Source organism: Natronorubrum bangense, assembly GCF_004799645.1.
GTDB classification, from domain to species: Archaea; Halobacteriota; Halobacteria; order Halobacteriales; family Natrialbaceae; genus Natronorubrum; species Natronorubrum bangense.
The window spans coordinates 3,032,000-3,057,366 of record NZ_CP031305.1 but is presented as its reverse complement, the minus strand read 5'-3'; the positions used below and the strand labels follow the sequence as shown (position 1 = coordinate 3,057,366).

General features: G+C 61.9%; 25 protein-coding genes and 1 tRNA gene. 13 read left to right on the top strand and 13 right to left on the bottom strand.

Annotated features, from left to right (window positions below; genetic code table 11):
• Window positions 1–62: 62 nt before the first annotated feature.
• The 5 genes from DV706_RS15260 to DV706_RS15240 all read left to right on the top strand — a co-directional run bounded on the left by DV706_RS15260 (window position 63) and on the right by DV706_RS15240 (window position 4,295).
• Complete coding sequence (locus DV706_RS15260; protein WP_006067658.1) at window positions 63–482, top strand: high-potential iron-sulfur protein; 420 nt, start codon at window positions 63–65, stop codon at window positions 480–482.
• 62 nt (window positions 483–544) lie between these two features.
• Window positions 545–1,804 carry a DNA polymerase IV gene (gene dinB, locus DV706_RS15255; protein WP_006067657.1) on the top strand — a complete coding sequence of 420 codons (1,260 nt, stop codon included), beginning with the start codon at window positions 545–547 and terminating at the stop codon, window positions 1,802–1,804.
• A 64-nt stretch (window positions 1,805–1,868) separates the two neighbouring features.
• A complete protein-coding gene (locus DV706_RS15250) occupies window positions 1,869–3,212 on the top strand; it encodes a J domain-containing protein (RefSeq protein WP_006067656.1) in 1,344 nt (447 codons plus the stop codon).
• 51 nt (window positions 3,213–3,263) lie between these two features.
• A complete protein-coding gene (locus tag DV706_RS15245) occupies window positions 3,264–3,923 on the top strand; it encodes a helix-turn-helix domain-containing protein (protein ID WP_006067655.1) in 660 nt (219 codons plus the stop codon).
• A 60-nt stretch (window positions 3,924–3,983) separates the two neighbouring features.
• Window positions 3,984–4,295, top strand: a complete 312-nt coding sequence (locus DV706_RS15240; RefSeq protein WP_049889975.1) for a HalOD1 output domain-containing protein — start codon at window positions 3,984–3,986, stop codon at window positions 4,293–4,295.
• 243 nt (window positions 4,296–4,538) lie between these two features.
• Here the strand turns inward: DV706_RS15240 and DV706_RS15235 are convergent, their stop codons facing one another.
• Window positions 4,539–4,940 (bottom strand): CopG family ribbon-helix-helix protein, encoded by a 402-nt coding sequence (locus DV706_RS15235; RefSeq protein WP_006067653.1) that lies wholly within the window; start codon window positions 4,938–4,940, stop codon window positions 4,539–4,541.
• A gap of 137 nt (window positions 4,941–5,077) precedes the next feature.
• On the opposite strand from DV706_RS15235, the gene DV706_RS15230 reads away from it, so the two are divergent.
• The gene (locus DV706_RS15230; protein ID WP_006067652.1) at window positions 5,078–5,569 is read left to right on the top strand and encodes a metal-dependent hydrolase; all 492 of its coding nucleotides are present in this window, start codon (window positions 5,078–5,080) and stop codon (window positions 5,567–5,569) included.
• Between the two features lie 34 nt (window positions 5,570–5,603).
• Here DV706_RS15230 and DV706_RS15225 read toward each other — a convergent pair whose 3' ends face one another.
• Window positions 5,604–6,482, bottom strand: coding sequence for a COX15/CtaA family protein (locus DV706_RS15225; RefSeq protein WP_049889974.1), 879 nt, complete (start codon window positions 6,480–6,482; stop codon window positions 5,604–5,606).
• Between the two features lie 162 nt (window positions 6,483–6,644).
• On the opposite strand from DV706_RS15225, the gene DV706_RS15220 reads away from it, so the two are divergent.
• The gene (locus DV706_RS15220) at window positions 6,645–7,766 is read left to right on the top strand and encodes a M24 family metallopeptidase (protein WP_006067650.1); all 1,122 of its coding nucleotides are present in this window, start codon (window positions 6,645–6,647) and stop codon (window positions 7,764–7,766) included.
• A gap of 116 nt (window positions 7,767–7,882) precedes the next feature.
• On the opposite strand, the gene DV706_RS15215 is transcribed toward DV706_RS15220, so the two are convergent.
• Window positions 7,883–8,479, bottom strand: coding sequence for a helix-turn-helix domain-containing protein (locus DV706_RS15215; protein ID WP_006067649.1), 597 nt, complete (start codon window positions 8,477–8,479; stop codon window positions 7,883–7,885).
• 98 nt (window positions 8,480–8,577) lie between these two features.
• A complete protein-coding gene (locus DV706_RS15210; protein ID WP_006067648.1) occupies window positions 8,578–9,660 on the bottom strand; it encodes a glutamate--cysteine ligase in 1,083 nt (360 codons plus the stop codon).
• Between the two features lie 124 nt (window positions 9,661–9,784).
• On the opposite strand from DV706_RS15210, the gene DV706_RS15205 reads away from it, so the two are divergent.
• Entirely contained in the window at window positions 9,785–10,309 is a 525-nt protein-coding gene (locus DV706_RS15205) for a hypothetical protein (protein WP_006067647.1), read from the top strand.
• A 91-nt stretch (window positions 10,310–10,400) separates the two neighbouring features.
• On the opposite strand, the gene DV706_RS15200 is transcribed toward DV706_RS15205, so the two are convergent.
• From DV706_RS15200 to DV706_RS15190, 3 genes are all read right to left on the bottom strand, one after another.
• Window positions 10,401–11,984 carry a fatty acid--CoA ligase gene (locus tag DV706_RS15200; RefSeq protein ID WP_006067646.1) on the bottom strand — a complete coding sequence of 528 codons (1,584 nt, stop codon included), beginning with the start codon at window positions 11,982–11,984 and terminating at the stop codon, window positions 10,401–10,403.
• 74 nt (window positions 11,985–12,058) lie between these two features.
• Window positions 12,059–12,694: a fibrillarin-like rRNA/tRNA 2'-O-methyltransferase gene (locus tag DV706_RS15195; RefSeq protein ID WP_049889981.1), complete on the bottom strand. Its 636-nt coding sequence runs from the start codon at window positions 12,692–12,694 to the stop codon at window positions 12,059–12,061.
• Window positions 12,687–13,559: an NOP5/NOP56 family protein gene (locus tag DV706_RS15190; protein ID WP_006067644.1), complete on the bottom strand. Its 873-nt coding sequence runs from the start codon at window positions 13,557–13,559 to the stop codon at window positions 12,687–12,689. The genes DV706_RS15195 and DV706_RS15190 overlap by 8 nt, the downstream gene beginning before the upstream one ends.
• Window positions 13,560–13,662: 103 nt before the next feature.
• Here DV706_RS15190 and trkA point away from each other — a divergent pair, with 103 nt between their 5' ends.
• Together trkA and DV706_RS15180 are read left to right on the top strand one after the other, a co-directional pair.
• Window positions 13,663–14,997, top strand: a complete 1,335-nt coding sequence (trkA, locus tag DV706_RS15185; RefSeq protein WP_006067643.1) for a Trk system potassium transporter TrkA — start codon at window positions 13,663–13,665, stop codon at window positions 14,995–14,997.
• Window positions 14,998–15,110: 113 nt separating this feature from the next.
• Window positions 15,111–15,854: an Lrp/AsnC family transcriptional regulator gene (locus DV706_RS15180; protein WP_006067642.1), complete on the top strand. Its 744-nt coding sequence runs from the start codon at window positions 15,111–15,113 to the stop codon at window positions 15,852–15,854.
• Window positions 15,855–15,973: 119 nt separating this feature from the next.
• On the opposite strand, the gene DV706_RS15175 is transcribed toward DV706_RS15180, so the two are convergent.
• The 5 genes from DV706_RS15175 to DV706_RS15155 form a co-directional block, all read right to left on the bottom strand.
• Window positions 15,974–18,331 (bottom strand): amino acid permease, encoded by a 2,358-nt coding sequence (locus DV706_RS15175; RefSeq protein ID WP_006067641.1) that lies wholly within the window; start codon window positions 18,329–18,331, stop codon window positions 15,974–15,976.
• 566 nt (window positions 18,332–18,897) lie between these two features.
• On the bottom strand, window positions 18,898–20,019 hold the full coding sequence (locus tag DV706_RS15170; RefSeq protein ID WP_136350914.1) for a DUF63 family protein: 1,122 nt from the start codon (window positions 20,017–20,019) through the stop codon (window positions 18,898–18,900).
• Window positions 20,020–20,091: 72 nt separating this feature from the next.
• On the bottom strand, window positions 20,092–20,901 hold the full coding sequence (locus DV706_RS15165; protein WP_006067639.1) for an inositol monophosphatase family protein: 810 nt from the start codon (window positions 20,899–20,901) through the stop codon (window positions 20,092–20,094).
• 90 nt (window positions 20,902–20,991) lie between these two features.
• Window positions 20,992–21,279, bottom strand: coding sequence for an amphi-Trp domain-containing protein (locus DV706_RS15160; protein ID WP_006067638.1), 288 nt, complete (start codon window positions 21,277–21,279; stop codon window positions 20,992–20,994).
• 156 nt (window positions 21,280–21,435) lie between these two features.
• Window positions 21,436–21,518, bottom strand: a tRNA-Leu gene (locus DV706_RS15155).
• A 174-nt stretch (window positions 21,519–21,692) separates the two neighbouring features.
• Between DV706_RS15155 and DV706_RS15150 the strand changes: the two genes are divergently transcribed.
• The gene (locus DV706_RS15150; protein ID WP_006067637.1) at window positions 21,693–21,920 is read left to right on the top strand and encodes a DUF5795 family protein; all 228 of its coding nucleotides are present in this window, start codon (window positions 21,693–21,695) and stop codon (window positions 21,918–21,920) included.
• A 120-nt stretch (window positions 21,921–22,040) separates the two neighbouring features.
• Here DV706_RS15150 and DV706_RS15145 read toward each other — a convergent pair whose 3' ends face one another.
• Window positions 22,041–22,913: a UbiA family prenyltransferase gene (locus tag DV706_RS15145; RefSeq protein ID WP_049889973.1), complete on the bottom strand. Its 873-nt coding sequence runs from the start codon at window positions 22,911–22,913 to the stop codon at window positions 22,041–22,043.
• 420 nt (window positions 22,914–23,333) lie between these two features.
• Here DV706_RS15145 and sucC point away from each other — a divergent pair, with 420 nt between their 5' ends.
• Together sucC and sucD are read left to right on the top strand one after the other, a co-directional pair.
• Window positions 23,334–24,485 (top strand): ADP-forming succinate--CoA ligase subunit beta, encoded by a 1,152-nt coding sequence (gene sucC / locus DV706_RS15140; protein ID WP_006067635.1) that lies wholly within the window; start codon window positions 23,334–23,336, stop codon window positions 24,483–24,485.
• Complete coding sequence (gene sucD / locus DV706_RS15135) at window positions 24,485–25,357, top strand: succinate--CoA ligase subunit alpha (protein ID WP_006067634.1); 873 nt, start codon at window positions 24,485–24,487, stop codon at window positions 25,355–25,357. The genes sucC and sucD overlap by 1 nt, the downstream gene beginning before the upstream one ends.
• Window positions 25,358–25,367 lie beyond the last annotated feature (10 nt).

Sequence of the window (25,367 nt, the reverse complement as noted above, 5' to 3'; positions counted from 1 at the left end):
TGTGACGACATATCTGTCTCGCTGAACAGGGGTTTTTGAAACGGTAACGCATAGCAGACAGCATGGGAGACCGGAACCCACGCGAGTCGCGGCGTCGGTTCCTGCGGGCCACTGGGTGTGGGTCAGCAATCGTGCTCGCCGGTTGTCTCGGCGAAGATATCAGCTATGCGGCTGGTGAATCGGCAGTGGATCGACCGGAAGACTGGTGTTTCGACGAACTAAGTGAGTCCGTTCCCGAAATCGAAGCAGACGCGGTGAGTATCGACGGGATCGAACGGAAAGACGACGACGAACTCCTCTCGAGAGAGGAAGCCGCGTATCAGTGTGGCCCCGTGGAGGGCAACGTCTGTGGCACCTGTACGTACTACATCGACGATCGAGACGGCGATGCGATCGGCGCGTGTACCGAAGTCGAAGGCGAGATTCGATCGACAGACTGGTGTGCGCTCTGGGCACCGAGAGAAAAGATAGACGAAGAGTAAACGTCCTCTGTGAGTCGCACGCGGCGCAACGTTCACAACGGTTCGCACGAACCCTCAAATGAATGTCTGACGGGCCGCGGTTGCCGGGCGTCGAGGTGACGGACGACGACGAGCGAATCGTCTGTCACGTCGATGCGGATTGCTTCTATGCCGCCTGTGAACGCCTCCGCGAGCCCAAACTCCGCGGTGAGCCCGTCGTCGTCGGCATGGGCTATGAACCCGGCGAGACCGTCGGCGCTGTCGCCACCGCCAGCTACGAAGCCCGCGAGTTCGGCGTCGAAAGCGCACAAGCGATCTCGAGTGCACTCGAGCGCTTGCCGAGACGTGCCCCAGATGGCTCGAGTGAGCCACCGCGAGACCGCGAGCAAACCGGCTTCTATCGCCCGGTTGATCTGGACTACTACGAGTCGGTGGCCGAAGACGTCCGGACGATCCTCCACGACTGTGCCGACGTCGTGCGGGAGGTGAGCATCGACGAGGCCTATCTCGACGTCACCGACCGAACTGCCTGGGAGGTTGCCGACGGCTTCGCTCGACACATCAAAGACCGCATCCGCCGAGAAGTCGGCGTCGTCGTTAGCGTCGGCGTCGCACCGACGATGAGCGCGGCCAAAATAGCCAGCGACTTCGAGAAACCCGACGGGCTAACCGTCGTTCGACCCGGCGAGGTGCGGGAGTTTCTGGCCCCGCTCGAGGTCGACCTGCTTCACGGCGTCGGTCCCGTGACAGCCCGTGAGCTCCGCGAGATGGGACTCGGGACAGCCGGCGACGTCGCCGCAACCGATCCCGAGCCGCTGGTCAACCGCTTTGGCGAACGGGGCCGGGAGCTCTACGACCGCGCCCGTGGCGATGACGATCGTCGGGTCGAACCGAAAGGGGAGCCCAAAAGCTTCTCGCGGGAGTCCGCGTTCGCCGAACCGATCACGGCGTCGGCCCCCAAGTACGAACAGATCGAGGCGCTCGCGACGGCCGTCGCCAACCGTGCACAACGCGAGGGCGCGCTGTACCGGACGATCGGGGTCAAAGCTGTCACACCGCCGTACGACGTCAACACACGCGAGCGATCGCTGCCAGGGCCAGTCGACGACCCGGACCTCGTCGAGCGGATCGCTCGCGACCTGTTCACGGAGTTCGAAAGCGACCCCGTCCGCAAACTCGGCGTTCGCGTCGCAAACCTCGAGTTCGCCGCGACCGATCAGGCGAGTCTCGACAGTTGGGGCCACCGTGAGGTCGACCACCGAACTGACGACACACCGAGCGACGGGGAGACGAACCATAGTCACCATACGGACGGTCAGTCGTCGCTCACTGACTTCTCGTGAGAGCACTGTTGTTATAACCCCCCTCGAGTACAATGCAGCAAACGAGACGATCACAGAGGGTTACATGACCGAGGATTTCTACGATCTCCTGGAGATCTCGTCCGATGCATCCCAAGACGAGATCAAAGATGCCTACCGTGAACAGGTCCGCGTATATCACCCTGATCATAACGACGACGACCGAGCTCGAGCCCAGTTTACGGCCGTTAAGAAGGCGTACGATATTCTCGGCGATCCCGTCGAACGGAAGGCCTACGACCGGATGGGCCACAAAGATTACGTCGCCAAGCGAACCAGCGGAATCCCCTCACCGGACGTCTGGCAGAGCACCGACAACTCACAGTCGTCGGACAAAACCACGTCAGACGACTCACAAGCAGACGAGACGAGTTCCGGGAAGACGTTTACCTACTCATCGTCCAGTTCGTCGAGTGCCGGCGACTCGACGACATCGAAGCGAGCATCAGCAACCGGGGCGAAAACAGGTGGAACGACGACGACGACCTCGGGTACCACGAGTAGCACAACGACCGGCAGCAGTGGGACGTCCAAGACGACCGCAGGCACCTCGAGTAACACAACAACTGGCGGCAGTGGGACGTCCAGAACAGCGACTGGGGCCACCACCACGACGAACACTACCCACAGCGGCAGTTCGGCCGGCAGTGCCACACGCGACGAAACGCAGACCACGTCCGAGTCCGGCGCACAAACCGGATCCGGCGGCCGTGCCGATAACCCGATCTCTCGGTGGTGGCGACGACAGAACTTCTCGTTACCACTGATCTGGCTGTCAGTCTGTCTCTACGTCGTCGGACTCGCCCACTTCGCGTTCGAAAACGAGGCCGGCCTCGAGGCGCTTTCGACCGAACTACAGGCGATCGGTGCCGATCCCAACGGCCTCTGGGAGACGCTCTCGAGCAGCCGTCACGGCATCGAGACAACGACTGAGTTTCTGGTGGCCGTCGAACTCGTCGCGCCGCCGCTCGAGCCACTGCAGTGGTACGCCGCGCTCGCTGGTGGCGTCGGCGCAACCCTCCTCGTCTTGCTCGGTGCTCGTCTCGTCCGGGACCGAGAGACGTGGGGGCCGGTGTCGATCGACGAAACGATCGTCGTCGCACTTGCAGTGGCCGTGTCGACCACTCTCGTCGGCGGGCCGTTGCTGGCCGGTGCGGTCCTCATGCCCGTTCTGTTCGGCGTAATCGTTCGTCATACGCGGCGTGGACCGGGCTGGAAGCCGTCGTATCTGTACGTACTCCCGGTGTTGGCACCGGCCGTCGGCTTTGCAATCGCGGCTGCCGGTGCGGCGACGCTTGCGATCGATCTCCTCGCGTTCGTGGTGCTCCCGATTGTCGGCGCACTGGGGCTACCGCTGCGGGCGACGATCAGGAAACGGTTCGGTCGGTAGCGAACTGACAGCGGCGAAAGCACCTTACCGATAGGCCGATACCGAACGATAATGAGTGTTATCGCTGAGTATACATTATCGAACCCGATCCTACAGGAAACGCGACGGTCGGTTTCAGGGGTCACACTCGAAGTCGAGGACGAACAGCCAGCCCCCGGCACCCACCCACGACTGATCGTCTGGGCGAAGGGGACGGAAGCCGATCTCGACCAATTCTTTCAGGAACTCCCAGATGATCCATCGATCACCTCATTCGAGGTCCTTTCGACGCTTCCCGAGCGACGTCTTTTCCGGATGTCGCTGTCTCCAGCGGGCGAGCGAGGGCTGACGTACGTCGATGCGATCACGTATGGCATCACGTTTCTCGACATCGAAGCGGGGGCAGACAAAATGAAATACCGTGCGCAGGTCCCGAGTCGGAGCGCACTGATCGACTACCGCGAACGGTGTCAGGAACGCGATCTCTCATTCGAGCTTCGACGGCTCTATCGAAGTGATGCGGAAACGACGGCAAAATATGGGCTCACTGCCCGCCAGCGAGATGCGTTGTGTTGTGCATTGGAGCGAGGCTATTTCGACGTTCCACGCGAGGTTTCGACAGCTGAACTGGCCGAGGAGTTCGACATCTCGAGTCAGGCGTTCTCTGCACTGCTTCGGCGCGGACACGAAGCGCTGTTGCGGAACACGATCGCCGAGGACAATCGAACTTAAAACATTGATCGATAAACCCGGTCGAACTCCTATCAACGGTTCATCCGTACTCGTATACCGATGGCCACAAAGCAAGATCATGCAGCGGGGGCCGTACGAGAGGGGGAAATAACGTATACGGCTGGTAGCGACGAAACGCTGAGTGATGCAGTGATTGCAGCCTTGCGAACAGCAGCGGGCTGTTCGACCTCGCCGAAACAGGATATCGGCGTGCTTACGCCGCTGTTCGAGACGATCGATCCCGACGCCCTGAACGCCCTTTTCAGCTCGACCTACAGCGGCGCATCGAGAACCGGAACCATCACGTTCACACACGACGGCTACGAGGTAACCGCCACGAGCGACGGACACGTCGTCGTCTCGAGCGAGTAACACGGACAGCGAACTCGACGCCTGCGTCTATTCCTGCAGTCTCGAAACGATAGTCGCCACTAAACGTCACTGCACGCCTGATCGCACGGCGAGAGCGCGGTTCGGAGCGTGCGCGGTTCGGAGCGTGCGCGGTTCGGAGCGTGCGCGGTTCGGAGCGAACGACGTGAGCGAGAACCGCGGCCAGTGCGATGGGTGTGTATATCGATTCAGTTGTTACGATAGAGCACTGTCTCGCCAGACACGTCAGTGCGATTGCTGCTCTGCTCGGAGCAACGTTACCCTGACGCGCCCGACGGCGTCGAAGTCTTTCAACCGATAGACGAGATCCCGTATCTCCTCGGCCGGGCCGTGACAGAAGACGGCCTCGAGACACCACTCACCGTGATGGACGTGACAGGTGGTGTCGATCTCGGCCTGAAACTCGTGTTGGATCTCGTGAAGGTCTTCGATGATTTCCTCGTGGACGTAGTCGAAAACAATCGTCGCCGCGACCGTTCCGCGAGCCTGCTCTAGACGGTGGTGTGATTCGACGTACTCCTGAATCGCTTCTCGGAGTGCGCGTGAGCGAGAATCAAGCCCTTCAGCCTGCCAGGTTCGGTCAAACTCGGCCAGCATCTCCTCGGGAATGTTGAGACTGGTTCGCATATCGGGGTATTCGTGTGGAGACGAAAAGGTGCAGCGGTCACAGCGCCTCGCTGGCAGCAGGGGTCTGCCCGTCGGTGACGGTGCGCTCATGTCGAGGACGGTGTATTTATATTCCGCTGTCGAGTGTCGTTGGACAAATGTATCAGCTGGGCCATTACGGGGCGGCGCTGCTTGCGTACGCACCACTCGGAACCATCGTTGCGCTCGGTGGCCACGAGACGGCAGCGGCCGTCGGCGCAGTCACCTGTCTCGCCCTCTCGACGCTTCCTGACTGCGACCAGCAGCTGCCTGCGATCGAGCACCGTGGGCCGACTCATTCGGTGGTCTTCGCGCTGCTCGTCGGTGTCGGGCTCGCGTCGATCACCGCACTCTTTATCGACGTCTCTTCACCCGCCGCCGAGACTGGCGTTGCAGCGTTCGCGTTCGTCGTCGGCACACTCTCGATCAGCTCACACCTGCTCGCGGATGTCCTGACCCCCATGGGGATCCGTCCGTTCTGGCCGCTCTCGGCTCGTCACTACACACTCGAGATCACGAGAGCGGCAAACCCACTCGCCAACTACGCGCTGTTCGGCGCTGGCATCAGTGCCGTTCTCGTCGGCGTGGTAATCGTCGCCACAGTTGGCTGATCGACAGCCGAGACTGAAAAATGATTGGTCGCGCTTAAAGCGCGCCGCTCGAGCGACTCGCGGTCCGACGGACCAATTGAATACCGACGACGAACACGACCAACAGCAGTGCAGCGACGGCGACGTAGATGTAGTCGAGTGCTGGATTGAACGTCATCACGGCCCGGCGACCGAGGAAGATCGTCAGCACAGCGAGCACCGACGTGCCGCTCAGCAGGGCAGTCAACCGGTTCGACTCGAAGTGGCGACGGCCGACCATCGTCGCAACGATGACAGCAGCCAGCAGTGCGAGGGTGACAGCGTACTGAGCCATCTGGATCGATGGTCGGTACGACGTGATGTCACCGATCACCAGCGGGCTGAGGGCGACGTGGAACGGGACCGAAACGGCACCGAGTGCGAGCGCGGCGGAAACGTGTGTTGAGGTCAACCGCGGGGCCCAGACGAGGACAGTCGCGACCGTAAACAACACGAAGATGAGCACGGCCGTCCAGAAGTGGAGGGCCAGAATGTCCATCGTGTACTGTGTGACGGTTTCACGGCCGAGGACGACCTGAATCGGCGTCAGGATCATGCCGGCGACGACGAGCGCGGCTACACGCTTGTCGATGTTCGGGAGTCGCATGGCTGCAATGGCGGAGCCGATGATGGCGAAGCCGGCGAACATCGCGACGAAGCGGTGGAACCACTCGTAGAAACTCGGGATGTTCGCCGGAAGCAGATTAAAGGGCCCAGCATCACACTGGGGCCAGTTCGCTTCACAGGCCAACCCTGACCCGGTCGCTTTCGCCGCGACGCCAAGCAGGATGGTCGCAGCGACCACCACGAGCGTCATCGCGATCAGGTGCGGAAAGCCGAACCGTTCGATCAGCGGACGGAATACCGGACGGGAAGTGTAACTATCGGTCGACACAGGCGTTCAAGCGGGGGTTAGGACCACCTATACTTATGTTTCCCGAGTCGTTCTTACTCCGCTGGAATTGGGTGACTGAGTGCGTTATGCCCCTGATCACTACCCAACACCCCGACACACCCCCATCGTCGCATTCAAGAGCCGGCCGTGCCAGCACCCGACATGGACAAACGCGAACGACTCGAGTCGTATCTCGAGTCACACGAACTCGATTCGGTCTGGTTCGCACGGCCGAACGCCTTCGCCTGGCTGACGGGAGGCAACAACGTCGTCGACCGTGAGACGGACGCCGGCGTCGCCGCCATCGGTTACGACGGCACGACGCTCCGGCTCATCGCGAACAACATCGAAGCGGAGCGTGTCGCCGCCGAAGAGCTACCGGATCTCGAGCGCGATGGAGTCTCGGTCGAGACGTTCTCGTGGCATGCACACTCACTCGGTGACGCGATCACAGCCCAACTCGACGACGACGAAGAAGCCGCTGCCGACATCGAAATCCCGGGACTCGAGCGCGTCGATCCGACGGCACTTCGCCAGCCGCTGACTGAGCGCGACCGCGAGCGGTATCGAACGCTGGGCCAGGAAACGGCCGCTGCGGTCGAGTCGGTCTGTCGAGAGCTTCGGGCCAACGATAGCGAACACGAGGTTGCATCGGCACTTCGAGTCGCCCTCTCGGCACGCGACATCGAGGCACCCGTCGTCCTCGTTGGCGGGGCAGAACGCGCCCAGCAGTACCGCCATTACACGCCGACAGATGCCGAACTCGGCGACTACGCACTCGTCTCCGTGACGACCCAGCGGGCTGGCTTGCATGCGAGTTGCACCCGGACCGTCGCCTTCGACCCACCATCGTGGCTCGAGAAGCGCCACGAGGCTGCCGCGCGCGTCGAGACGACAGCACTCGCAGCGACGCAGGCTGCAGCGAGCGATAGCGGGACGGCCGGTGACGTCTTCGCGGCGGTTCAGGACGCCTACGACGCGGTCGGCTGGGACGGCGAGTGGGAGTGCCACCACCAGGGCGGTGCCGCTGGCTTTGCGGGTCGAGAGTGGATCGCAACGCCCGAACACGAGGCACCGATCACGGCTCCAATGGCCTACGCGTGGAACCCAACTATCGAGGGCGCGAAAAGCGAAGACACCGTGTTGGTTACCGCCAGCGACGGCGCTGCAGACACGTCGGTCGAACCGCTTACGACGACGGGCAACTGGCCGACGACGACTGTCCAGGCCGTCGACAGCGATCTCGAACTCGAGCGACCGGCAGTGCTCGATCTCGAGGACTGACCAACGGCACGTCGTCAAGACATACCAGTCGAACAGCCATCACGCTCGAGTGCCAGTAGAGTGGTGACTCGGTCTATCCGACAAGACGAGCAGGGTGGACAGCGATGGCACGGGAGCTACTGATCGTCGGTCGACGCTGACTCCTCGGCGTCGGTATCACTAGCGTCAGTGGGATCTGACGGGGCGGTATCGTTGACCGTAATCGTGACGGGCTCGGTGCCGTCCTCGAGGGTCGGCTCCGACTCGGCGTGGCGGTCGAGTGTGAAGATCGTGTTCAGCTCCCGCTGGACCTGATCGACGACGCCGCCGACGAGTTCGCTCGGCTGGATAGCGGTATACTCGTAGGGGTTGTTTCCGGCCCCCTCGCTTGCGCGTTTCTCCCGCATCACGCGGTCTTCGTCGTGGAGTTCCGCGAGCGCTTCTCGAACGGTGCTCGGGTAGAGACCGGTTCCCGTGGCGACCTCTTCGGAGGTGCTGCCGGGGTGTGCGAGGAGGTGAACGTAGATCTTTGCTCGAGTCTCCGTATCGAGGATCCACGAGAGCAGATCGACGATGCGCTGGTCGACCTCCTCGACGGCGGTCGTTCGACGCAGCTCCGCATCGCTATCGAGACGGTCACTCTCTTCACGTTCGAACGCTTCGCTGGTCTCGTCTCGGTACCGATCGCTGCGATCGTCGTCCGCCTGATGCTCGTCAGTGTCGTCTGTAGCCATAGTGTCCTCTCGTCAAGGACAAGGGTTCGCACGGAAGTAAAGCTTTGCAGGCCATCTCGCGGCCTCTCGAGCGGGAAACCCACGGTCCGAGACAGTCGTTAGTTAGTGCCAAGCAACAGCGACTCACAGAGGGCGTCGGGACCCCGCTCCTCGAGCAGCCGACGTTGTCGGGTTGCTCCACTGTCGCGCTCGTAGATGTGTTTGATCCCATCGATTCCCAGCCGTTCACACTCACGGTCGACGAGTTCGCCGAGGTCGACCGTGCCCTCGAGATCACGGGCGATAAACGACGCCGCGTGTCCGTGCCGGATCGCCCGCCACTTGTTCTCGTCTAACAGTTCACGACGGTGTTGGGAGCCACTCGTGCCGTCTTCGTACGCCTCGGCGAGTGCCTCAACCAGTGCGTGGGCGTACTCGACGAACGCGAGAACGACGCCCGGGTCCGCTTGTCCGTCCGGCGTGCGCAGTTCAACCGTCCCGTGGGCCGTATGCGGGCGAACGTCGTACCAGAGTTCGCCGCGATCGTTGATCGAGTCGGTCTCGAGCATCCGGCGCTCGAACCGGTCGAACGCCTCGTAGTCCTCGAAATAGGTCGGCATGCCCGTGTTCGGCAGCCCCTCGAAAATCTTCGCGCGAGCGGACTGCAGTCCGGTGTCGTACCCGTTCCAGTACGGTGAGTTCGCCGAGAGCGCAAGCATGACTGGGACGTACCAGCGCAGTTCGTTGGCGATCCAGACCGCCTTGTCGGCATCATCGACGCCGACGTGGATGTGGACTCCTGCCGTTGTGTTCCGGTGTTGTGGATACTGAATGCGATCGAGTTGGGAGCGATAGCGGGGTTTTTCGGCGTGCTCGAGTTCGCGCCACTTCGCCAGCGGATGTAAGCCGGCGGCGGCGATCTGATAGCCGTGTTCGGCGGCATGGCCGACCAGTGCCTGTCGGATCTCGAGCAGCGACTCCCGGGCGTCGGCCGGGTCCTCGATCAACTGTGTCTGGGTCTCGATGACGAACTTGAACAGTTCGTGATCGAGCCGACCCTCGAGGAGTTCTGGTGGGTCGTGTTCGTAGACGAGGTCATCAGTGCCACTCGTCGGTCGACCGTCGTCGTCGACGACGAAACACTCTTCTTCGATCCCCAGCGTACCCATGCGCGTAAACGATTCCCGGGACCCGCGTTCCATCGTCTCTCGTTTCTGTCTGCGGTGGTAAAGACAGTTCGGACTTGGACGGATCGGTCGACGAGCAGCGGCGGCCCTCGAGTAGAACGCTCGAAGATTTAACACCTGTCTCGTACTGGGAGTTCACATGAGCCAGCGACGAGACGAACCCGGACGCCAGACCCGGCCGGCCTACAGCTCTACGCGCCGCACCTGGTATGGGTACGGAAAGCTCACACACGCCGAAAAGAGCGGCTTCGGTCGGTTTCTCCACGACTGTAGCTACGTCTTCGGTGACATCTCGATTCCGGCGCTTCCGATACTATTCGTGATCATGGCTGCCCCTGGAACTGGCGTCTACGACGCGACTGCGGCTGGGTTTCTCGCCTGGATGACGATGGTTGCGGTCGGAACCGCGATCCGCGGCGGCTGGATCAGGCCGTTTGCAACCGACACACTCGGATGGGTATCGCTTGCGCCAGTACTGATCGCGCTGCGGTTCGTCTACTACAATCTCGTGCTTGCCGTCGCCGTATTCGGTGGCGTAGCGCTCGCGGACGCAGTCGGCTATCCGCCGCTTTCGCTTGTCGTCGCATTCACCGTTGCGATCGGCTCGACGATGGCGTTTCCGCGGTTTGCAGAGTCAGTCTACGGCGCTTTCCGAGAGCGATAGTGAACGGTCTGCATCGAGCAGTCAGTCCGTCGCCGGAGCCACGTCTTGACCTCGAGGGAGTGAAGTCGAAAGTACAGGTCGCTGGTGCTGATCAGGGTTGGATGGGGTCGTCCTCGGGTTCGCTGTCCGTCTCATCGGTTCGGAGCTTGAACTTCTGAACCTTGCCGCTGGGGTTTTTCGGGAGGTCGTCGACGAACGTGTATTTTCGCGGGCGCTTGAAGTCGGCAAGGTGGTCGCTTGCTCGGAGAAACGCATCCAGTTCGTCGGCAGAGACACCCTCACCAACGACATACGCGACGACCTGTTCACCCCACTCGTCGTTCGGTTCGCCGACGACAGCAGCCTCCGTTACGGCCTCGTGGCCAAAGAGGACGTCTTCGACCTCGGCTGGATAGATGTTCTCGCCGCCGGAGACGATCAGGTCGTCCTTTCGGTCGACGACATAGAGGTAGCCGTCGTCATCACGGTAGCCGAGGTCGCCGGTGTAGTACCACGTCGTCCCGTCAGCCGCACGCAACGACCGCTCGGTCGCCGCTGGACGGTTCCAGTACTCTCGCATCACGCACGGACTCGAGAGCAGGATCTCGCCGATGTCTCCCCGTGATACCTCCTGATCTGGATCCGCGTCGGGTTCGACCACGCGCAGTTGGTGATTGAGCGCAGGGAGTCCGGCAGACCCCTGTTTCGAGACCTGGTCGTCCGGCGACTGGAAGACGCCAGCCGGTCCGATCTCGGTCATGCCGTACGCCTGAACGTAGTCCTCACAGAGCTGTTCTCGGCAGTTTTCGAGTACCTGTTCGGGCATCGGTGCTGCGCCGTACAACCCGATGCGGAGCGATGAGATGTCGACAGCCTGCTCGGCGGCGGCAAGCGATAGCGCGTTCCAGGCCGTCGGAGCGGCAAACAGCTGTGTCACGTCGTGGTCTTCAATCGCCTCGAGAGCAGCCTGTGGCTCGAACTCGTGGTGGATGACGTTCGCTGCACCGCGATGGACCCGCGGAAACAGATTGCAGTGGAGTTCTGCACAGTGATACAGCGGCATCATCGACAGCCCGACGTCGTCGCGGGTCAAGTTCAACTCCGCGATACACAGGAGGCTGTGTTCGACCATACTTCGGTGTTCGTGGACGACGCCTTTCGGCCGGCCCGTCGTCCCAGAGGTGTAGATGAAGGCGTACACGTCGTCTTCGGTGACGCGAACGTCGGGTCGCTCTGTGGCTCCCGACTCGAGCAGCGCGTAGAAATCGCTCGCGAACGCAGGAACGTCGTCATCGATGGAGACGTACTCGTCAACGGTCTCGAGGGCGGGCCGAGCACCCTCCACTGCCTCTCGTGTCGCAGCTTCGAACACGAGCAGGTCGGCTGCAGCGTCGGTGACGATGTACTCGATCTCACCCGCCGGAAGCCGGAAGTTCAGCGGGGTGAATACAGCCCCGATTTTCGCACAGGCGTACACCGTGAGTGCCATCTCCGAACCGTTGTGCAGGACGGTTGCGACTCGGTCGCCGGGCTCGATTCCGGCATCGATCAACGCGTTGGCCAGTCGATTGACCCGGTCGTTGAACTCGGCATAGGTCCATCGCTGGTCCTTGCGTGGATAGATGATTGCATCACGGTCGGGGTGTCGGTCAACCGTCTGCTCGAGTGTCTCACCAATTGTGGTGTGTGCTGACATACCAGCACGTGGTACAACGAATCTTCACATAACTGTTCACCGACGGAACGAGCGAACAGCGCGTTGGCGGGTCGTCAGCGCGGTCGGGCGACGATCCCGAGATGGTCCGTATGGTACGCCTCGAGTCGCTGTGTCTCGAGGAGTTCGTACCCGTCCTCGAGGGCCGCTTGCACGTCCTCGAAGACGGCATCCGGGTCGCGCGTGACGTCCTCGCTTCTGGCCTTGACAGCGAGCAGCAGCCGTCCATCGTCGGCGAGGAAGCGTGCGTTCTCGAGGGCGACGCGGGCCTGTCCGCGCGTGGCGACGTCCTGGACGAGCACGTCGACGTTCGATTCGACGACGTGGGCGTAGGTATCGGGTTTCCGTGCGTCTTTGAGCAACGGAAACAGCCGCGGCCGGCTTTCGGCGGCCTCGAGTAAGTCTCGAGCCGGGCGGGCAGCGAACTCGACGGCGTACGTTGGGCCGGCGAAATCGGCGACGTGGCTCACCGTCGTCCCGCTTGCTGCACCCAGATAGAGCACGGTTTCGCCGCCCTCGAGGCCGGTGTCCATACCGAGGTCGAGCATCGCGCCCAGCTTGGATCGAGTCGGGTCCCAGGCGCGCCACTCCCCATCGGTCGGCTCGCCGTACACCGGCTCGCCACGGGTCGCGAGTCGGTCGGTGCCGTCGAACTGGCGGCGTTCGACGCCGTCTGGTAGGTCGTCACTCACCGTCACCACCGCCGTTTCCGTCGTCAGTGCGGGCCTGAATCGTCTCGATTCGGTCCTCGAGTTCCGCCTCGAGTTCGGGTTTTACCTCGCCCGAGTAGTGATCGACGCGCGCAGCGATGGCGAGTTTGCCGGCTACCGCGCGTGCGGCCGAGCCCCGTTCGTCAGGATGGGTTCCCCGAACCGCGTCGTGGATGTAGATGATCCCGTGTTTGGGCGAGGGGGCATGACCGCGCAGATGTGCAAACAGGGCGTCCTCGGCCCCAAGCACCTGCACCGTTCCGCTTGGTTTCTTCGCCAGCGACTCGAGGCCGCCAGCGAGCGAGATCAGTCGCGCCGCGAGGACGGGGTCGGCAAGCGCCGCGAGGTTCGGCGCGACGGTCGGCGTCTGTCGGTCGACGTACTCCCGCAAGTCGTCGGCTTCGTCCGCAAGCGCCACCACGCGTTCGGCCAGCGAGACGAGCGGTTCGTGGCCGGGCTCGATCTCGTCCCGACTCGCCAGCTCGCGGGCGTAGTCGATGCCCGTTCCAGCGTCGGGATCGACGGTTCCGGCCCACTCGGCGAGTCGTTCAGCGAGTTCGTTTGCCGTCCGCGTACAGTCGTCCATCGCCCGCACCGCGTGGACGAGCTGGCGGTCGTCGGCCGCCTCCCGTTCGGTGACATCCCTTCGGGTTGCGGCCGTCGTCGCCGCTCGAAGGGCGTCGTAGTACTCGTCTTCGTCGTCGGTGAACCCTGTCTCGAGTGCAAGCGCAGGCCAATCGCGTGGCTCGTCGGCCGATCCGTCACGGACAGCCGCCGTAGCCGACTCGAGATCGTCGGCGTCGACAGCCGCGAACCAGCCGTTGTCCGCGGCAGTGTTGTCTATCATACGTATCTCTTCGTGGTCGGGGTGGTATATGCGTTCTCGAAACGCCTTTCGCCCTGCCCCCAAAATATCATGAAAGAATGTCCCTGCGGAGGATGGAGCAACAATGTACGTACTAATCATCGGCGCAGGCGAGGTCGGACGGTCGATCGCGGCGAACCTCGAGAAATCGCACGACGTCGCGGTCGTCGAGCGTGATCCAGAGCTCGCCGAGGAAATCACCTACTCGTTTGATGTGCTCTCGCTACAGGGCGACGGGACAGAGTTGGAGACGCTTCAGGAGGCGGGTCTCGAAAAAGCGAATCTGGTCATTGCGTGTACCGAAAGCGACCATACGAACATCGTCATCTGTGGCACGGCAAAAACCGCGAGTGACGCGTTCACGATCGCTCGCGTTCGCCGTCGAACACTGTTGAACACGTGGGAGGGAGCCCAGAGCGCCTTCGGCGTGGACTTTATCGTCTGTACCGATCTGCTGGTCGCTCAGACGATCTTTCGGATCTCCGGCTTCCCACAGGCACAAGACGTCGAGATGTTCGCCGGTGGCCTCGTCAGAATGGCCGAGTTCGAGATCAGCCCAGAGAGCCCGCTAGTCGACCAGCGCGTCATGGATGCCGACGAGTACGATTCGATGACGTTCGCCGGCGTCTTCCGGGACGACGAGATGATCGTCGCCAAAGGCGACACCGTCTTTCAGGCTGGCGACCGGATCGTCGTCATCGGCAGCCCCAGTTCGGTCAAGGAGTTCGCGATGGCGACCGTCACCGACACGACCTCGAGTACGAACGACGTGGTGATCGTCGGCGGCAGCGAGATCGGCTTCCAGACCGCACGCGAGTTCGAAGCCCACGGGTTCGAGCCGCGACTGATCGAACGCGACCACGACCGCGCCCGCGAGATCGCCGAAGCGCTCCCCAAGACGTTCGTCATGGAAAGTGACGCGACCGACACGGAGTTTCTCTCCCGCGAGCACATCGATGAGGCCGATATCGTCGTTGCCGCCCTCGACAGCGACGAGAAGAACCTGCTCGTCTCCCTGCTCGCTCGTCGAGTCGGCGTTGACCGAACCGTCGCAGTCATCGACAACACGGAGTACACCGACCTCTTCGAGACCGTCGGTATCGATGTCGCGATCAACCCACGTGAGGAGACGGCCGAGGAAATCGTTCGGTTCACCCGGACGGACCAGACCGAGAAGATCGCGATGTTAGAACACGACCGTGCCGAGGTCATCGAAGTCGAACTTGGCCCCGAGAGCGCGTTAACTGGCCACCAGATCGCCGAATCGATGGCCGATCTCCCGGAGTGTGTCGTCATCGGGGCAATCTCGCGCGACGGCGAACTCATTACCCCGCGCGGGACGACGGTTCCGCAGGCGGGCGATCGCGTCGTGCTGTTCGTCGATGCGACGGTGCTCGACGAGGTTTCGGCGGTGTTGTGACGCGGGGTCGTCGGCCGCGAGATCCATCCGAGCACGCACTGTGTCGAGTCGACTGACCAGCGAGACGCGAGTAAAGGAGAGCGCCCTTCAATCCGGTCGGCGTACGGATCGCCATGAGCGTTCGCCTCGACGAAGTGAACAGACGCATTATCCATGCGCTGATGGGAGACGCGCGAAACACGTCTGCACCGATGATCGCCAAACAGGTAGGCGTCTCGCCGGCGACGGTCCGGAACCGGATCGCCCAACTCGAGGACGCCGGGATCATTCGCGGTTACCACGCGAACGTCGATTTCGACGCCGCCGCCGGGATGTTGAGAACGCTCTACGTGGGAACGGCACCCATCGAGGAGCGAGCGCGAATCGCCCAACAGGCCCGAACGATCACGGGCGTCGTCAATGTTCGGGAGTTCGTGGCCGGACAGGAGAACCTCCACGTACTCGCCGTCGGGGACGACGTCGAGGCGGTGAACGACGTCGCTCGAGAACTCACCTCACTCGAGATCGCCATCGAGGACGAAAAAGTGGTCCGAACGGAGCAATTTCAGGCCTATCACCCCTTCGGACCGGCCGAAACGCACCAGCAGTTCTCTGACTACATCAGTCTCGCCGGCGGCAACAAAGTCGTCGAACTCACCGTGGACGACGACGCACCGATCGCTGGGATGTCATTAGAGCGTGCCGCACAAGAGGGCGTTCTCGAGGACGGCGTGCTCGTCGTCTCCATCGAGCGCGACGACGCCGTCCTGACACCGCGGGGCGACAGCGAGATTCGACCCGGTGACATCTTGACCGTCCTCTCTAGGGGCGGCTTTACGGAGAGTATGTTCGAAGTTTTCGAAGCCGAGGGGAACTAGCGGCCGGTTCGGAGTCGGATTCGCCGCCCGCAGCCGATTCGACGGATCAGAGACGCTGGCCGAGACCCGTCAAGACGAGCGGCGCGTGCCGTTCGACAAAACCGGTGTGGGATCGCGTCTCACTTGTTTCGACTGCCGAACAGCCGATCCCAAAGCGACCGCTTCGTCGGTCGCTCGGCCAGCAAGACCGAACTTTCGACCTCGTTGACGACGCTGTAGGCGAGCGATCCGCGGATGAGTCGCGAGAGGAGGCCGCGTTCGGTTGCGCCGATGATGAGCAGCGAGTGATCGCGAGCGGCTTCCGCAATCGCCTCTTCGACGTCGCTCGATGCGTCGACACGGATTTCGGCGTCCTCGAGACCGTTGTCGGCCGCCCACTCGGACAGGAACGCCTCGCCCTCGGCTATCTCTCCTTCGTCGACGACGTACTGGAGAGTAATCTCGGAGCCGAGTTGGTCGCGCATGTAGCGGGCCATCTCGGCGCTGAGTTCGGAGTCCGGACCGCCGGCGGTCGGAACCAGCACGCGGTCGGTCTCGAGACCTCGGTCGTTCAGGACGAGGAAGTCACACGGCAGGTCGTGGGTCAACTCGTCGAGTGGTCGTTCTGCGCGACCCGCACTCCACGGTCGGCCGGGACCCCAGCCCATGACGACGGTGTCGGCGTTCTCGCGGCGGGCCACGTTGAACACCTCTTCGAACGAGCGGTGTGAGACGACGGTTTGGACATCGACGGGGACGTCGAGCGTTTCGGTACTCGACCGGACCTGATTCATGAGTGTCTGCGACTCTTCGTCGATCCGCCGAATGTGCTCGGAGCCTTCCCGCAGCGGCGTCTGGTCGGGAACCTCGACGATGTGGACAGCTTTGACCCTGCCGCCGTTGGCCTTTGCGACCACGCTCGCCAGCGACAGCAGTTGCGACTCCGTTCGTGGGTTCGAGACCGGCACGACGACGGTGTGTTCACTCTCCTCGGTCGGTTTGGCGACGTTTGCAGCCGAGACGGCGGCGTCAGGCATCTCCTCGGATCGCGAGAGGATGTAGTCGCTCAGGATCCCCTCACGGTCGGTCTCCGTTCGTGCGTACGCGAAGTACCAGACGATCGCGAAGACGACGAACGCACCGGCAATCGCGGTCGCGAGATTGTCCATGTAGTAGATCAACGCGAGCGAGAGGACGAACCCGGCGATCGGCGTGAACGGGTAGAGGGGAACCTCGAAGTCCGGGTCGTACTCCGGCGGGTTCGTCTCGCGAAAGACGATCAGCGAGACGTTGATCAGCGCGTAGACAACGAGATGGAGCACACTCGCTGCACTCGAGAGGATTGCGACAGTTTCCCCTAAGCCGATGATGAAGACAATAATCATGAGCCCGGTGAGGGCAATCGATCGGTACGGTGTCGCAAACCTGGGATGAATCTCGTTGAGTTTCGGCGTGACGATTTTGTCACGCCCCATCGCGAAATTGATGCGGGCCGACGCGAGAATCGAGGCGTTTGCACTCGAGGCGGTCGCGAGCAATGCGGCAAGCGTGATCGAGGTTACCCCAACGCCAAGAATCGAAAGCTCCAGCCCAGCAACCGCGAACTGGTAGTCGAAGACGATCTGGGCGGCGTAGGTCATTGGCGCGTTCTCGACGTCCTCGAGGAAGAACTCCTCGTGTGGAATCAGCCCCATCAGGAGGCCGACGAGGATCGTGTAGATGACCATCACGATGCCGACGCTGCCGATGATCGCAATGGGGAGGTTTCGGCCGGGATTTTTGAGTTCCTCGCCGATCGTCGCAATCTTGGCGTAGCCGAGATAGGAGACGAACACGAGCGCTGCACCGGGGAGGATCGCCGCCGTTCCCTCGGGTGTGTAGCTGCCGTCGACGGCGACGGTGCCCCAGTCGAAGGAGAAGAAGCCGACGATGGCGAAGATCGTGAGGATGCCAAGCAAGAGCGTGACGATAGCGGTCTGGATGCCGCCGGTCTCTTTTGCACCCATGTAGTTGACTCCGACGAACACGAGCCCAGCAAGTATGGCTCCGATCTGAATTTCAGTGAGAACGATCGGGCCAAGCGCAATCGTCGGGAGCAACGCGAGTTCCCCGAGTCCGGGGATCGGAACGACGATGCCATCGAGTAAGTCGGCGAGATACCCACCGAAGCCGATGGCATAAAACGCACTCGCGAAGGCGAGGCCGATCCAGTCGCCCATCCCCGAGATCGAGCCGAACAGTGGGCCGAGCGCGCGATTGATGTAGTAGTACGCGCCGCCGGCTTTCGGCATCGCGGTGCCGAGTTCGCTCACCGTGACCGCGTTTATCATGGCGATCATCCCACCAATAATAAACGAGATGACGACCGCCGGACCTGCTTGCTGTGCGGCGATGCCGGGCAGAACGAAGATCCCCGCACCGACCATCGTCCCGATACCGATCGCGAGCGCGGAGACGAGTCCGAGGTCCTTGGCGAGTTCTTCGTCTCCGCTGGTCATTGTCGGTTCCTCCGTCTCGAATAATTGCCGAATATCAGTACGAGTGACATAGTTAAGTGGTGCGCGTGCGCTGCTCTTTCGATATCGTGGCCGATGGATCGTTGGCTCTTAATATATTCGCTTCCCGGATTATATCTTGGAATGGGTAGTGTATCCGAAATAGATTGAGCAGCTAGTTAGCGGATCCTGAAAAGTCCGATGATTATTCGACATTATCAGTTCGTCCAATGTCGCCAGTCTCGACCAGACAGGTCGAACACCGTCACGCGATTTTCATACATAATTGCCGATATCTGGCGCTCTGTTACCCGGCTCGTTTGTTATCTGTGGCACACGAACGAACAGTCCGTCACCGTTTCACAACTCGGACTGTGTGTCTCACGCTGGACGGACACGGTACGTATTCGATCGACGGCCCAGACGGCGATCACGGGGACCATAATCGTCTCGAGGCGACCGAACTGTGGCGTCTGCGACAACGAGTGTCGAAACGACACTCGAGCAGCCGAAATAAAAGCACGTCACGAACACGTAATTAAAAGAATCTCCTGCGTGTCTGTTCCGGCTCAGATACCGAACGTCGCCCGGAGCATGTCACGGGTTCCGGGCCCGAGTCCGACGGCGACGACCGTGATCATCATCAAGATCGCAAAGCGCGGGTTCTCGTCGAATATCTCCTCGTTGAAGATCCAGATGATGAAGACGGGCGCAGCGAGTTTCAGGAGTGCAAACGGCCAGGCAGCGCCGGTGATCTCGGTGACGCTGGCTGGAAGCACCGAACCGGTGACGGTGACGATCGCGTCGTTGACCGGATGTTTCGGGGCGTAGCTAAGCCCCCAGACCTGCGACCAATCCAGCATGAGCTGGTTTGCAAAGCCATCGACTGCGTGGGCCCAGATGACGACGATCCCCATGTAGCCGGTGCCGCGGTTCAGCTCGGGTGCGAACCGCTGAATGCCCATCCAGACGATCGCTGTCGAGACGGTCGCAGCCGTCAGGACGATCGTCGGAATCGACGGGTAAAACGAGGCGTACTCCGTCGTTACGGCGAGATAGCCGAGCCACCCGAGCGTCGCGGCGAGCACGACGGCCCCGATGCCAAAGAGCGGATACTCGTACCTCGAGACGGAGTCGTTTCGCTCGAGGAAGACTGCGCCAACGAGTGCGACAAGCGCGATGAGCGTCACTGTGAAGTAGATCAACGGACTGATCAGGAAGCCAGACCACGGTAGCTGAATGGCGAGTTCGCCCGTTTCGCGGTAAGCAGCGACGTTTGCGTCCTCGACCGTTCGGAGCGCGCCACCGAACAACATGAACGGGAACAGCGCGAAAAAGCCCCCGCGGAAGCTACCGATCTCGAGGCGGCGAAGCACGAACAGGACCCCGATCGCCATCAGAATGAGCGTCGGGATGTAGCCGGCATAGGAGATGGCGGTGTACCCCGGCGCAGCGGTTGGCCCGAAGTCACCAGTCGCCTCATTGCAGTGTATCTGTTCACCGCCCGCCCACGCGATACAACCCCAGCCATGTGCGTCGGCGACCACTGGCCCCCAGAAGTACTGCCAGATGATGTCGACGTACACACGCTGTGGAAACACCCAAGCAGCGAGTGTGACACCGGCAACGAGGAGGACAACGGTCGCAGCCCAGACCCGTTCGGGGCCGTACCGTTCGATAAACTCGTCCATGACCGATATCCGTTGGGGTGGGCGCTTACCGTTTCCGGTTTCCTGCAGGTCGTGACAGCGAGCGGGCGGCGATTACAGTGTCTGGGAAATCTCTCGTGTAGCAGCACACAGCTCGTCGTGGATCGCCCCGTTCGAGGCCACCAGCCCCTCGCTGTCGTGTCGCCAGCGATTCCCCTCGAGATCGGTTACGGTTCCACCAGCCTCTCGCACCAACTGGACGCCAGCGACGGTGTCCCACGGGTTCGTCCGCAGGTTCGTCATCGTCCCCTCGAGTGCGCCCGATGCGACCATCGCCAACTCGAGTTGGGCACAGCCGAACCGTCGCATGTCGCCGAAGCGTTCGACGATCGCCCGCGTCGCCGCGGCGTACTCCTCGCGATGGTCGAAATCCCACCAGAACGTCGGGCAGACGGTCGCAGCCTCGGGGTCGCTACAGTCGCTGACCGAGAGCGGCTCGTCGTTGCAAACCGCGCCGTCGGGGCCGACACGGTACGTATCCCCCAGCGCGGGACAGACCGTCGCTGCACCGACGGGTTCGCCGTCACAGACTGCGGCGACGGCCGTCCCAAATGCGCGATTCCCGCTGACGTAGTTGTTCGTCCCGTCGATCGGGTCGACGATCCAGGCCGGCCCCGTCTCGGGAACCCGTTTCAACGCGTCGGCTTCCTCGCCGACGACTGGCTCTGTCGGATACGCGTCCTCGAGGACCTCGATTACCCGCGTCTGGGCGTTCCGGTCGATCTGTGTGACGACGTCCGTCTTTGCGCCCTTTCGTTCGACCTCGAGATCGGTTCGAAACGACGACGCCGCGACGTCGGCTCCCGCGGTCGCCGCACGGAGCGCGACGCTCGTCCGCCGAGATTCGCCTTCGCGTTCGCTCATTGGTCTTCCTCGGCTGGCCGCTGTCAAAAGGAATCGGACTTCGTTACGGCTCAGGGTGCATCGAGCAGGCCGCTGTTGCAGCCGGCCGGCTCACTCGGTGGTCCCGATCTCGAGGTCCTCGTTTTGGACACGCCATTCGAGTTCGAACTCGAGTTCGCGTTCGTCGCCGTGTTCCTCGTACTCCATTTCGAACGCCATGTGCTCTGGGGGCTCGAACTCGACCGTCTCATCACCGAACGCGATCGTGACGGTCCCGCCATCACGAAAGCCGTCTACCAATGACTCGAGGTGCGTGATCACGTCTTCGCGGGCAATATGGTGTTCGTACTCGAGTTCGCGTTCCGATTCCTCCTCATCGTCATCTGATTCGTGAGACATGCGAGTGTTCCTTCGACAGGCTAGTGAGTAAATGTTTGATACGCAGTTGCAATATGACGGTTACGATCTCGGGCCAGCAACCCTGTCGCTCTGCGTTATGGGTCGTCTTAGAAGTTTGCGAGGGCAAGATACTGCTCTTGCCGCACTGTTGGTCAGTGCGAGGGGAGGGAATCGAACCCACGAACGTCTACACGAGCGGATCTTGAGTCCGCCGCCGTTGGCCGCTTGGCTACCCTCGCACGCACTTTGTGTTTGCTCCCTCGTGAGGTTAAATCGTCCGATTTTCGATTCCGTCGTTCAGCGCCTCGAGATCGATCCGGAGCGAACGAGAACGGCCGAAATCGGTGGACTCGAGCCGGCAGGCCACTGCGGTGACCGGAAGCGCTTAGGAACGCCGAGCCAACGACTCGGGTATGAGTGATAATCGCGTTGTGCAGGGCCGAATGGTCACGGGCAGAAAACTCGCGGAGCTTATCGAGGACGATTCGGTCATGGAGACCGAAGCGATCCAGGACGCTGATAGGGACTGTCCCGACTGCGGGGGCAATGTGCTCGAGGTGGGTTACATGCCCTCCGTCACCGAGTTCGTCACTGGCTGGAAGTGCCAAGACTGCGACTGGAGCGAGACGGACCGGGACTGATACCGAGTGCTGTCCCGATGTCCCGGCGCGACCGCAGGATGGGGCGCGCTCGCGCCGGCGCTGACGGACAAGATCCGTATGATCCACCCGGGCTGCGACCGGTGTCGCGACCGTTTTCAGTCACCAGACCAGCCACTCGAGGGTGACGATGACTGCGGCGAGGAACACGTGTTCGCCGTCAACGACGAAGCCGTAGTACAGCGGCCCGCGCTCAGGTGTCGCAAACGGGATATAACACGCGACGTAGGCGTTCATCGCAAGCAGGGAGTAAAACGACGTCGACAGCGGTGTGGCGACGACGAGTGCAACCATGGCGACGGCGACAACGACGTTAGCGACCTGTGAGTAGTAACGCGTTGCTGCCGGCCCGAGTTTGTTCGGCACGGTGGCGATCCCCTCTTCGCGGTCGCCTTTGATGTCCTTGATGTCGAAGATCACCGCCGCGATGGTGATCATCGCGGTCACGTAGGCCGTGATCACGAGGATTTCGAGTGTCCAGTGCTGGCTGTAGTAGTAGCCGGCACCCAGTGGGATCGCTCCCCAGGCGAACCCCACGACGAGATTTTTGACGAGAAAGAGCTGTTTGACGCCGCCGACAGAGTACAGCAGGGCAACGACGAGCGGTAACAACAGGTAGATCGCGCCCTCGAGGCCGAGCATGATCGCGACGACGATCGCAGCGATGTAGAGCCCAACACCGAGCACCAACAGGACCCAGCCGTACCGTCTGGTAAACGCCGCCCGTTCTGGCACGTTCGTTTCGTCTTCCTCGAGGTCAGTGAATCGGTTGACGGTGTAGACGAACAGCGTGGCCGCGAAAACGATAAACACCGGCAGGAACTCGAGCGGTAAGTCAGCAAGGAAAACCGTGGTGACGAGGACGCTCATCGTCGCCAGCGAAATAAACAGGTTACTGTGAACCAACAGACGGAGTATGCGCTTCAGCGACGAGATCCACCGCCGTTTGCTGTGGGTTGCAGCAGGGGTGGTCACGTCAGTTTGGCCTCCTGCCAGTGATGGCGGTGACGAACATGTGTTTAGCGCCGGGCACTTGCGGTGACCGTGCCCTCGGTGTTCGATTACGGCCGAGCGGTGTCAACTGTTGCGGTAGCGTAGTGTTCACACCACGTGGTTCCACCCTCTCTATGGCGACCCACGGAGGAACGATCCATTCAACACTGCAGCCGACACTGAACGGATCCGACACGTGATCGAACGTGTCCGATGCCGAAGTTTTCGAGGCCGAACGGACGCTACGGATTCATCCGAAGATGAGTTAAACATTCGCACCTCGAGTGTGAAAAACCGGCAGCAAGCACCGCCGTGGGTGTGAGAGTCGGCTATCAAGAGAGTCATCACCGCGAGTGAAACTAACAGGATTTAAGCAACGCGGGAACGGCCGTTCGAATGGTTATGAAACTACACGAGTATCAGGCGAAGCAAGTCTTCGCCGACGCCGGCATCCCAACGCCGGCCTCTCAACTCGCCTCTGACGTCGACGGCGTCGTCGCCGCGGCCGAGGAGATCGGGTATCCAGTCGCGATCAAAGCACAGGTACAGGTCGGTGGCCGCGGCAAGGCCGGCGGGATCAAACTCGTCGACGACGAGGACGAAGCGCGCGAGGCAGCCGACGAGATTCTGGGGATGGATCTCAAAGGCTACCACGTCGACAGCGTGCTCGTCGAGGGCGCAGTCGACTTCACCGACGAGCTCTACGTCGGGATCACGATGGACCGTGGCGAGGGCAAACCCGTCGCGATGGTCTCGACCAAAGGTGGCGTCAACATCGAAGAGGTCGCCGAGGAAGACCCCGATGCCATCGCGAAAGAGCACATCGACCCCTCCTTCGGCATGCACCCCTACCAGGCTCGCAAGGCCGTCTACGACGCGGGTGTCGACAAGTCGGTTGCACGTGACGTCTCGAGCGTTCTCACGACGCTCTATCAGCTCTGGGACGACCGAGACGGCGCTGACGCCGAGATCAACCCACTGATGGTCACGGCAGACGACGAGGTCATCGCGGCCGACGCCGTGATGAACATCGACGAAGACGCGCTGTTCCGACAGCCCGAACTCGCCGAGATGGAAGCCGAAGCCGCCAGCACTGGCGACGAACTTGAGCAGAAGGCGGACGAGTACGGCTTCGACTACGTCCGTCTCGAGGGCAACACGGGGATCATCGGCAACGGTGCCGGCCTCGTGATGACGACGCTCGACCTCGTCGACTACTACGGCGGCGAGCCAGCGAACTTCCTCGACGTCGGTGGCGGTGCGAAAGCCGACCGAATCGCGAACGCACTCGATATGGTGTTCTCGGACGACAACGTCGACAGCGTCGTCTTCAACATCTTCGGCGGCATCACCCGCGGTGACGAGGTCGCCAAGGGGATCAACGAAGCACTCGAGCAGTTCGACGAGATTCCCAAGCCAGTCGTCGTCCGTCTCGCTGGCACCAACTGGGAGGAAGGCATGGAGATTCTGAACGAAGACCTCGTGACGGTCGAACAGACCCTCGAGGATGCGGTACAGCGTGCCGTCGAGTACGCTGGAGAGGTGAACGAATAATGAGCGTTCTAGTCGACGACGACACGCGCGTCGTGGTACAGGGCATCACCGGCGGGGAAGGCAAGTTCCACGCCGAACAGATGATGGAGTACGGCACCAACGTCGTTGCCGGTGCGGTCCCCGGGAAAGGCGGCCAAGAGGTCAACGGTGTGCCAGTGTACGATACGGTCCACCAGGCCGTCGAAGAGGAGAACGCCGACACGTCCGTGATCTTCGTCCCGCCAGCGTTCGCTGGTGACGCCGTCTTCGAGTCGCTCGACTCGGATCTCGACCTCGCAGTCGCGATTACGGAGGGCATTCCTACCCAGGACATGGCTCGAGTCAACAAGCGACTCTCTGAGACCGACACCCGTCTCATCGGTCCGAACTGTCCCGGCCTCATCACGCCCGGCGAGGCCAAACTCGGCATTCTCCCCGGGAACATCTTCTCGGAAGGCAACGTCGGTCTCGTCTCCCGCTCGGGGACGCTGACCTACCAGGTCGTCGACAACCTGACCAACCGTGGTATCGGCCAGACCACCGCCATCGGTATCGGTGGCGACCCGATCATCGGCACCGACTTCGTCGACGCCCTCGAACTGTTCGAGAACGACGACGACACCGACGCGATCGTCATGTGCGGTGAGATCGGTGGCGAGGACGAAGAGGAAGCCGCCGCGTTCATCGACGAACACGTCGACACGCCGGTCGCTGGCTTCATCGCCGGCCGTACCGCACCGCCAGGCAAACGAATGGGCCACGCCGGTGCGATCGTCTCCGGCTCCGGAACCGGGACCGCAGAGAGCAAGATCAACGCCCTGAACGACGCGGGCGTCCCCGTCGGCGACACGCCTGAGGAGGTCGCCGACCACATCGAAGAGTTCCTCGCCTAACGCGGCGATC

Coding starts and splice junctions, on each gene's coding strand:
- DV706_RS15180 (WP_006067642.1), top strand. CDS start 15,111: ATGAGCGTTCGCCTCGACGAAGTGAACAGACGCATTATCCATGCGCTG.
- DV706_RS15260 (WP_006067658.1), top strand. CDS start 63: ATGGGAGACCGGAACCCACGCGAGTCGCGGCGTCGGTTCCTGCGGGCC.
- sucD (WP_006067634.1), top strand. CDS start 24,485: ATGAGCGTTCTAGTCGACGACGACACGCGCGTCGTGGTACAGGGCATC.
- DV706_RS15235 (WP_006067653.1), bottom strand. CDS start 4,940: ATGCGAACCAGTCTCAACATTCCCGAGGAGATGCTGGCCGAGTTTGAC.
- DV706_RS15245 (WP_006067655.1), top strand. CDS start 3,264: ATGAGTGTTATCGCTGAGTATACATTATCGAACCCGATCCTACAGGAA.
- DV706_RS15190 (WP_006067644.1), bottom strand. CDS start 13,559: ATGATAGACAACACTGCCGCGGACAACGGCTGGTTCGCGGCTGTCGAC.
- DV706_RS15205 (WP_006067647.1), top strand. CDS start 9,785: ATGAGCCAGCGACGAGACGAACCCGGACGCCAGACCCGGCCGGCCTAC.
- DV706_RS15165 (WP_006067639.1), bottom strand. CDS start 20,901: ATGAGCGAACGCGAAGGCGAATCTCGGCGGACGAGCGTCGCGCTCCGT.
- DV706_RS15160 (WP_006067638.1), bottom strand. CDS start 21,279: ATGTCTCACGAATCAGATGACGATGAGGAGGAATCGGAACGCGAACTC.
- DV706_RS15220 (WP_006067650.1), top strand. CDS start 6,645: ATGGACAAACGCGAACGACTCGAGTCGTATCTCGAGTCACACGAACTC.
- DV706_RS15240 (WP_049889975.1), top strand. CDS start 3,984: ATGGCCACAAAGCAAGATCATGCAGCGGGGGCCGTACGAGAGGGGGAA.
- DV706_RS15175 (WP_006067641.1), bottom strand. CDS start 18,331: ATGACCAGCGGAGACGAAGAACTCGCCAAGGACCTCGGACTCGTCTCC.
- DV706_RS15215 (WP_006067649.1), bottom strand. CDS start 8,479: ATGGCTACAGACGACACTGACGAGCATCAGGCGGACGACGATCGCAGC.
- DV706_RS15150 (WP_006067637.1), top strand. CDS start 21,693: ATGAGTGATAATCGCGTTGTGCAGGGCCGAATGGTCACGGGCAGAAAA.
- DV706_RS15200 (WP_006067646.1), bottom strand. CDS start 11,984: ATGTCAGCACACACCACAATTGGTGAGACACTCGAGCAGACGGTTGAC.
- trkA (WP_006067643.1), top strand. CDS start 13,663: ATGTACGTACTAATCATCGGCGCAGGCGAGGTCGGACGGTCGATCGCG.
- dinB (WP_006067657.1), top strand. CDS start 545: ATGTCTGACGGGCCGCGGTTGCCGGGCGTCGAGGTGACGGACGACGAC.
- DV706_RS15170 (WP_136350914.1), bottom strand. CDS start 20,019: ATGGACGAGTTTATCGAACGGTACGGCCCCGAACGGGTCTGGGCTGCG.
- DV706_RS15210 (WP_006067648.1), bottom strand. CDS start 9,660: ATGGAACGCGGGTCCCGGGAATCGTTTACGCGCATGGGTACGCTGGGG.
- DV706_RS15230 (WP_006067652.1), top strand. CDS start 5,078: ATGTATCAGCTGGGCCATTACGGGGCGGCGCTGCTTGCGTACGCACCA.
- DV706_RS15250 (WP_006067656.1), top strand. CDS start 1,869: ATGACCGAGGATTTCTACGATCTCCTGGAGATCTCGTCCGATGCATCC.
- sucC (WP_006067635.1), top strand. CDS start 23,334: ATGAAACTACACGAGTATCAGGCGAAGCAAGTCTTCGCCGACGCCGGC.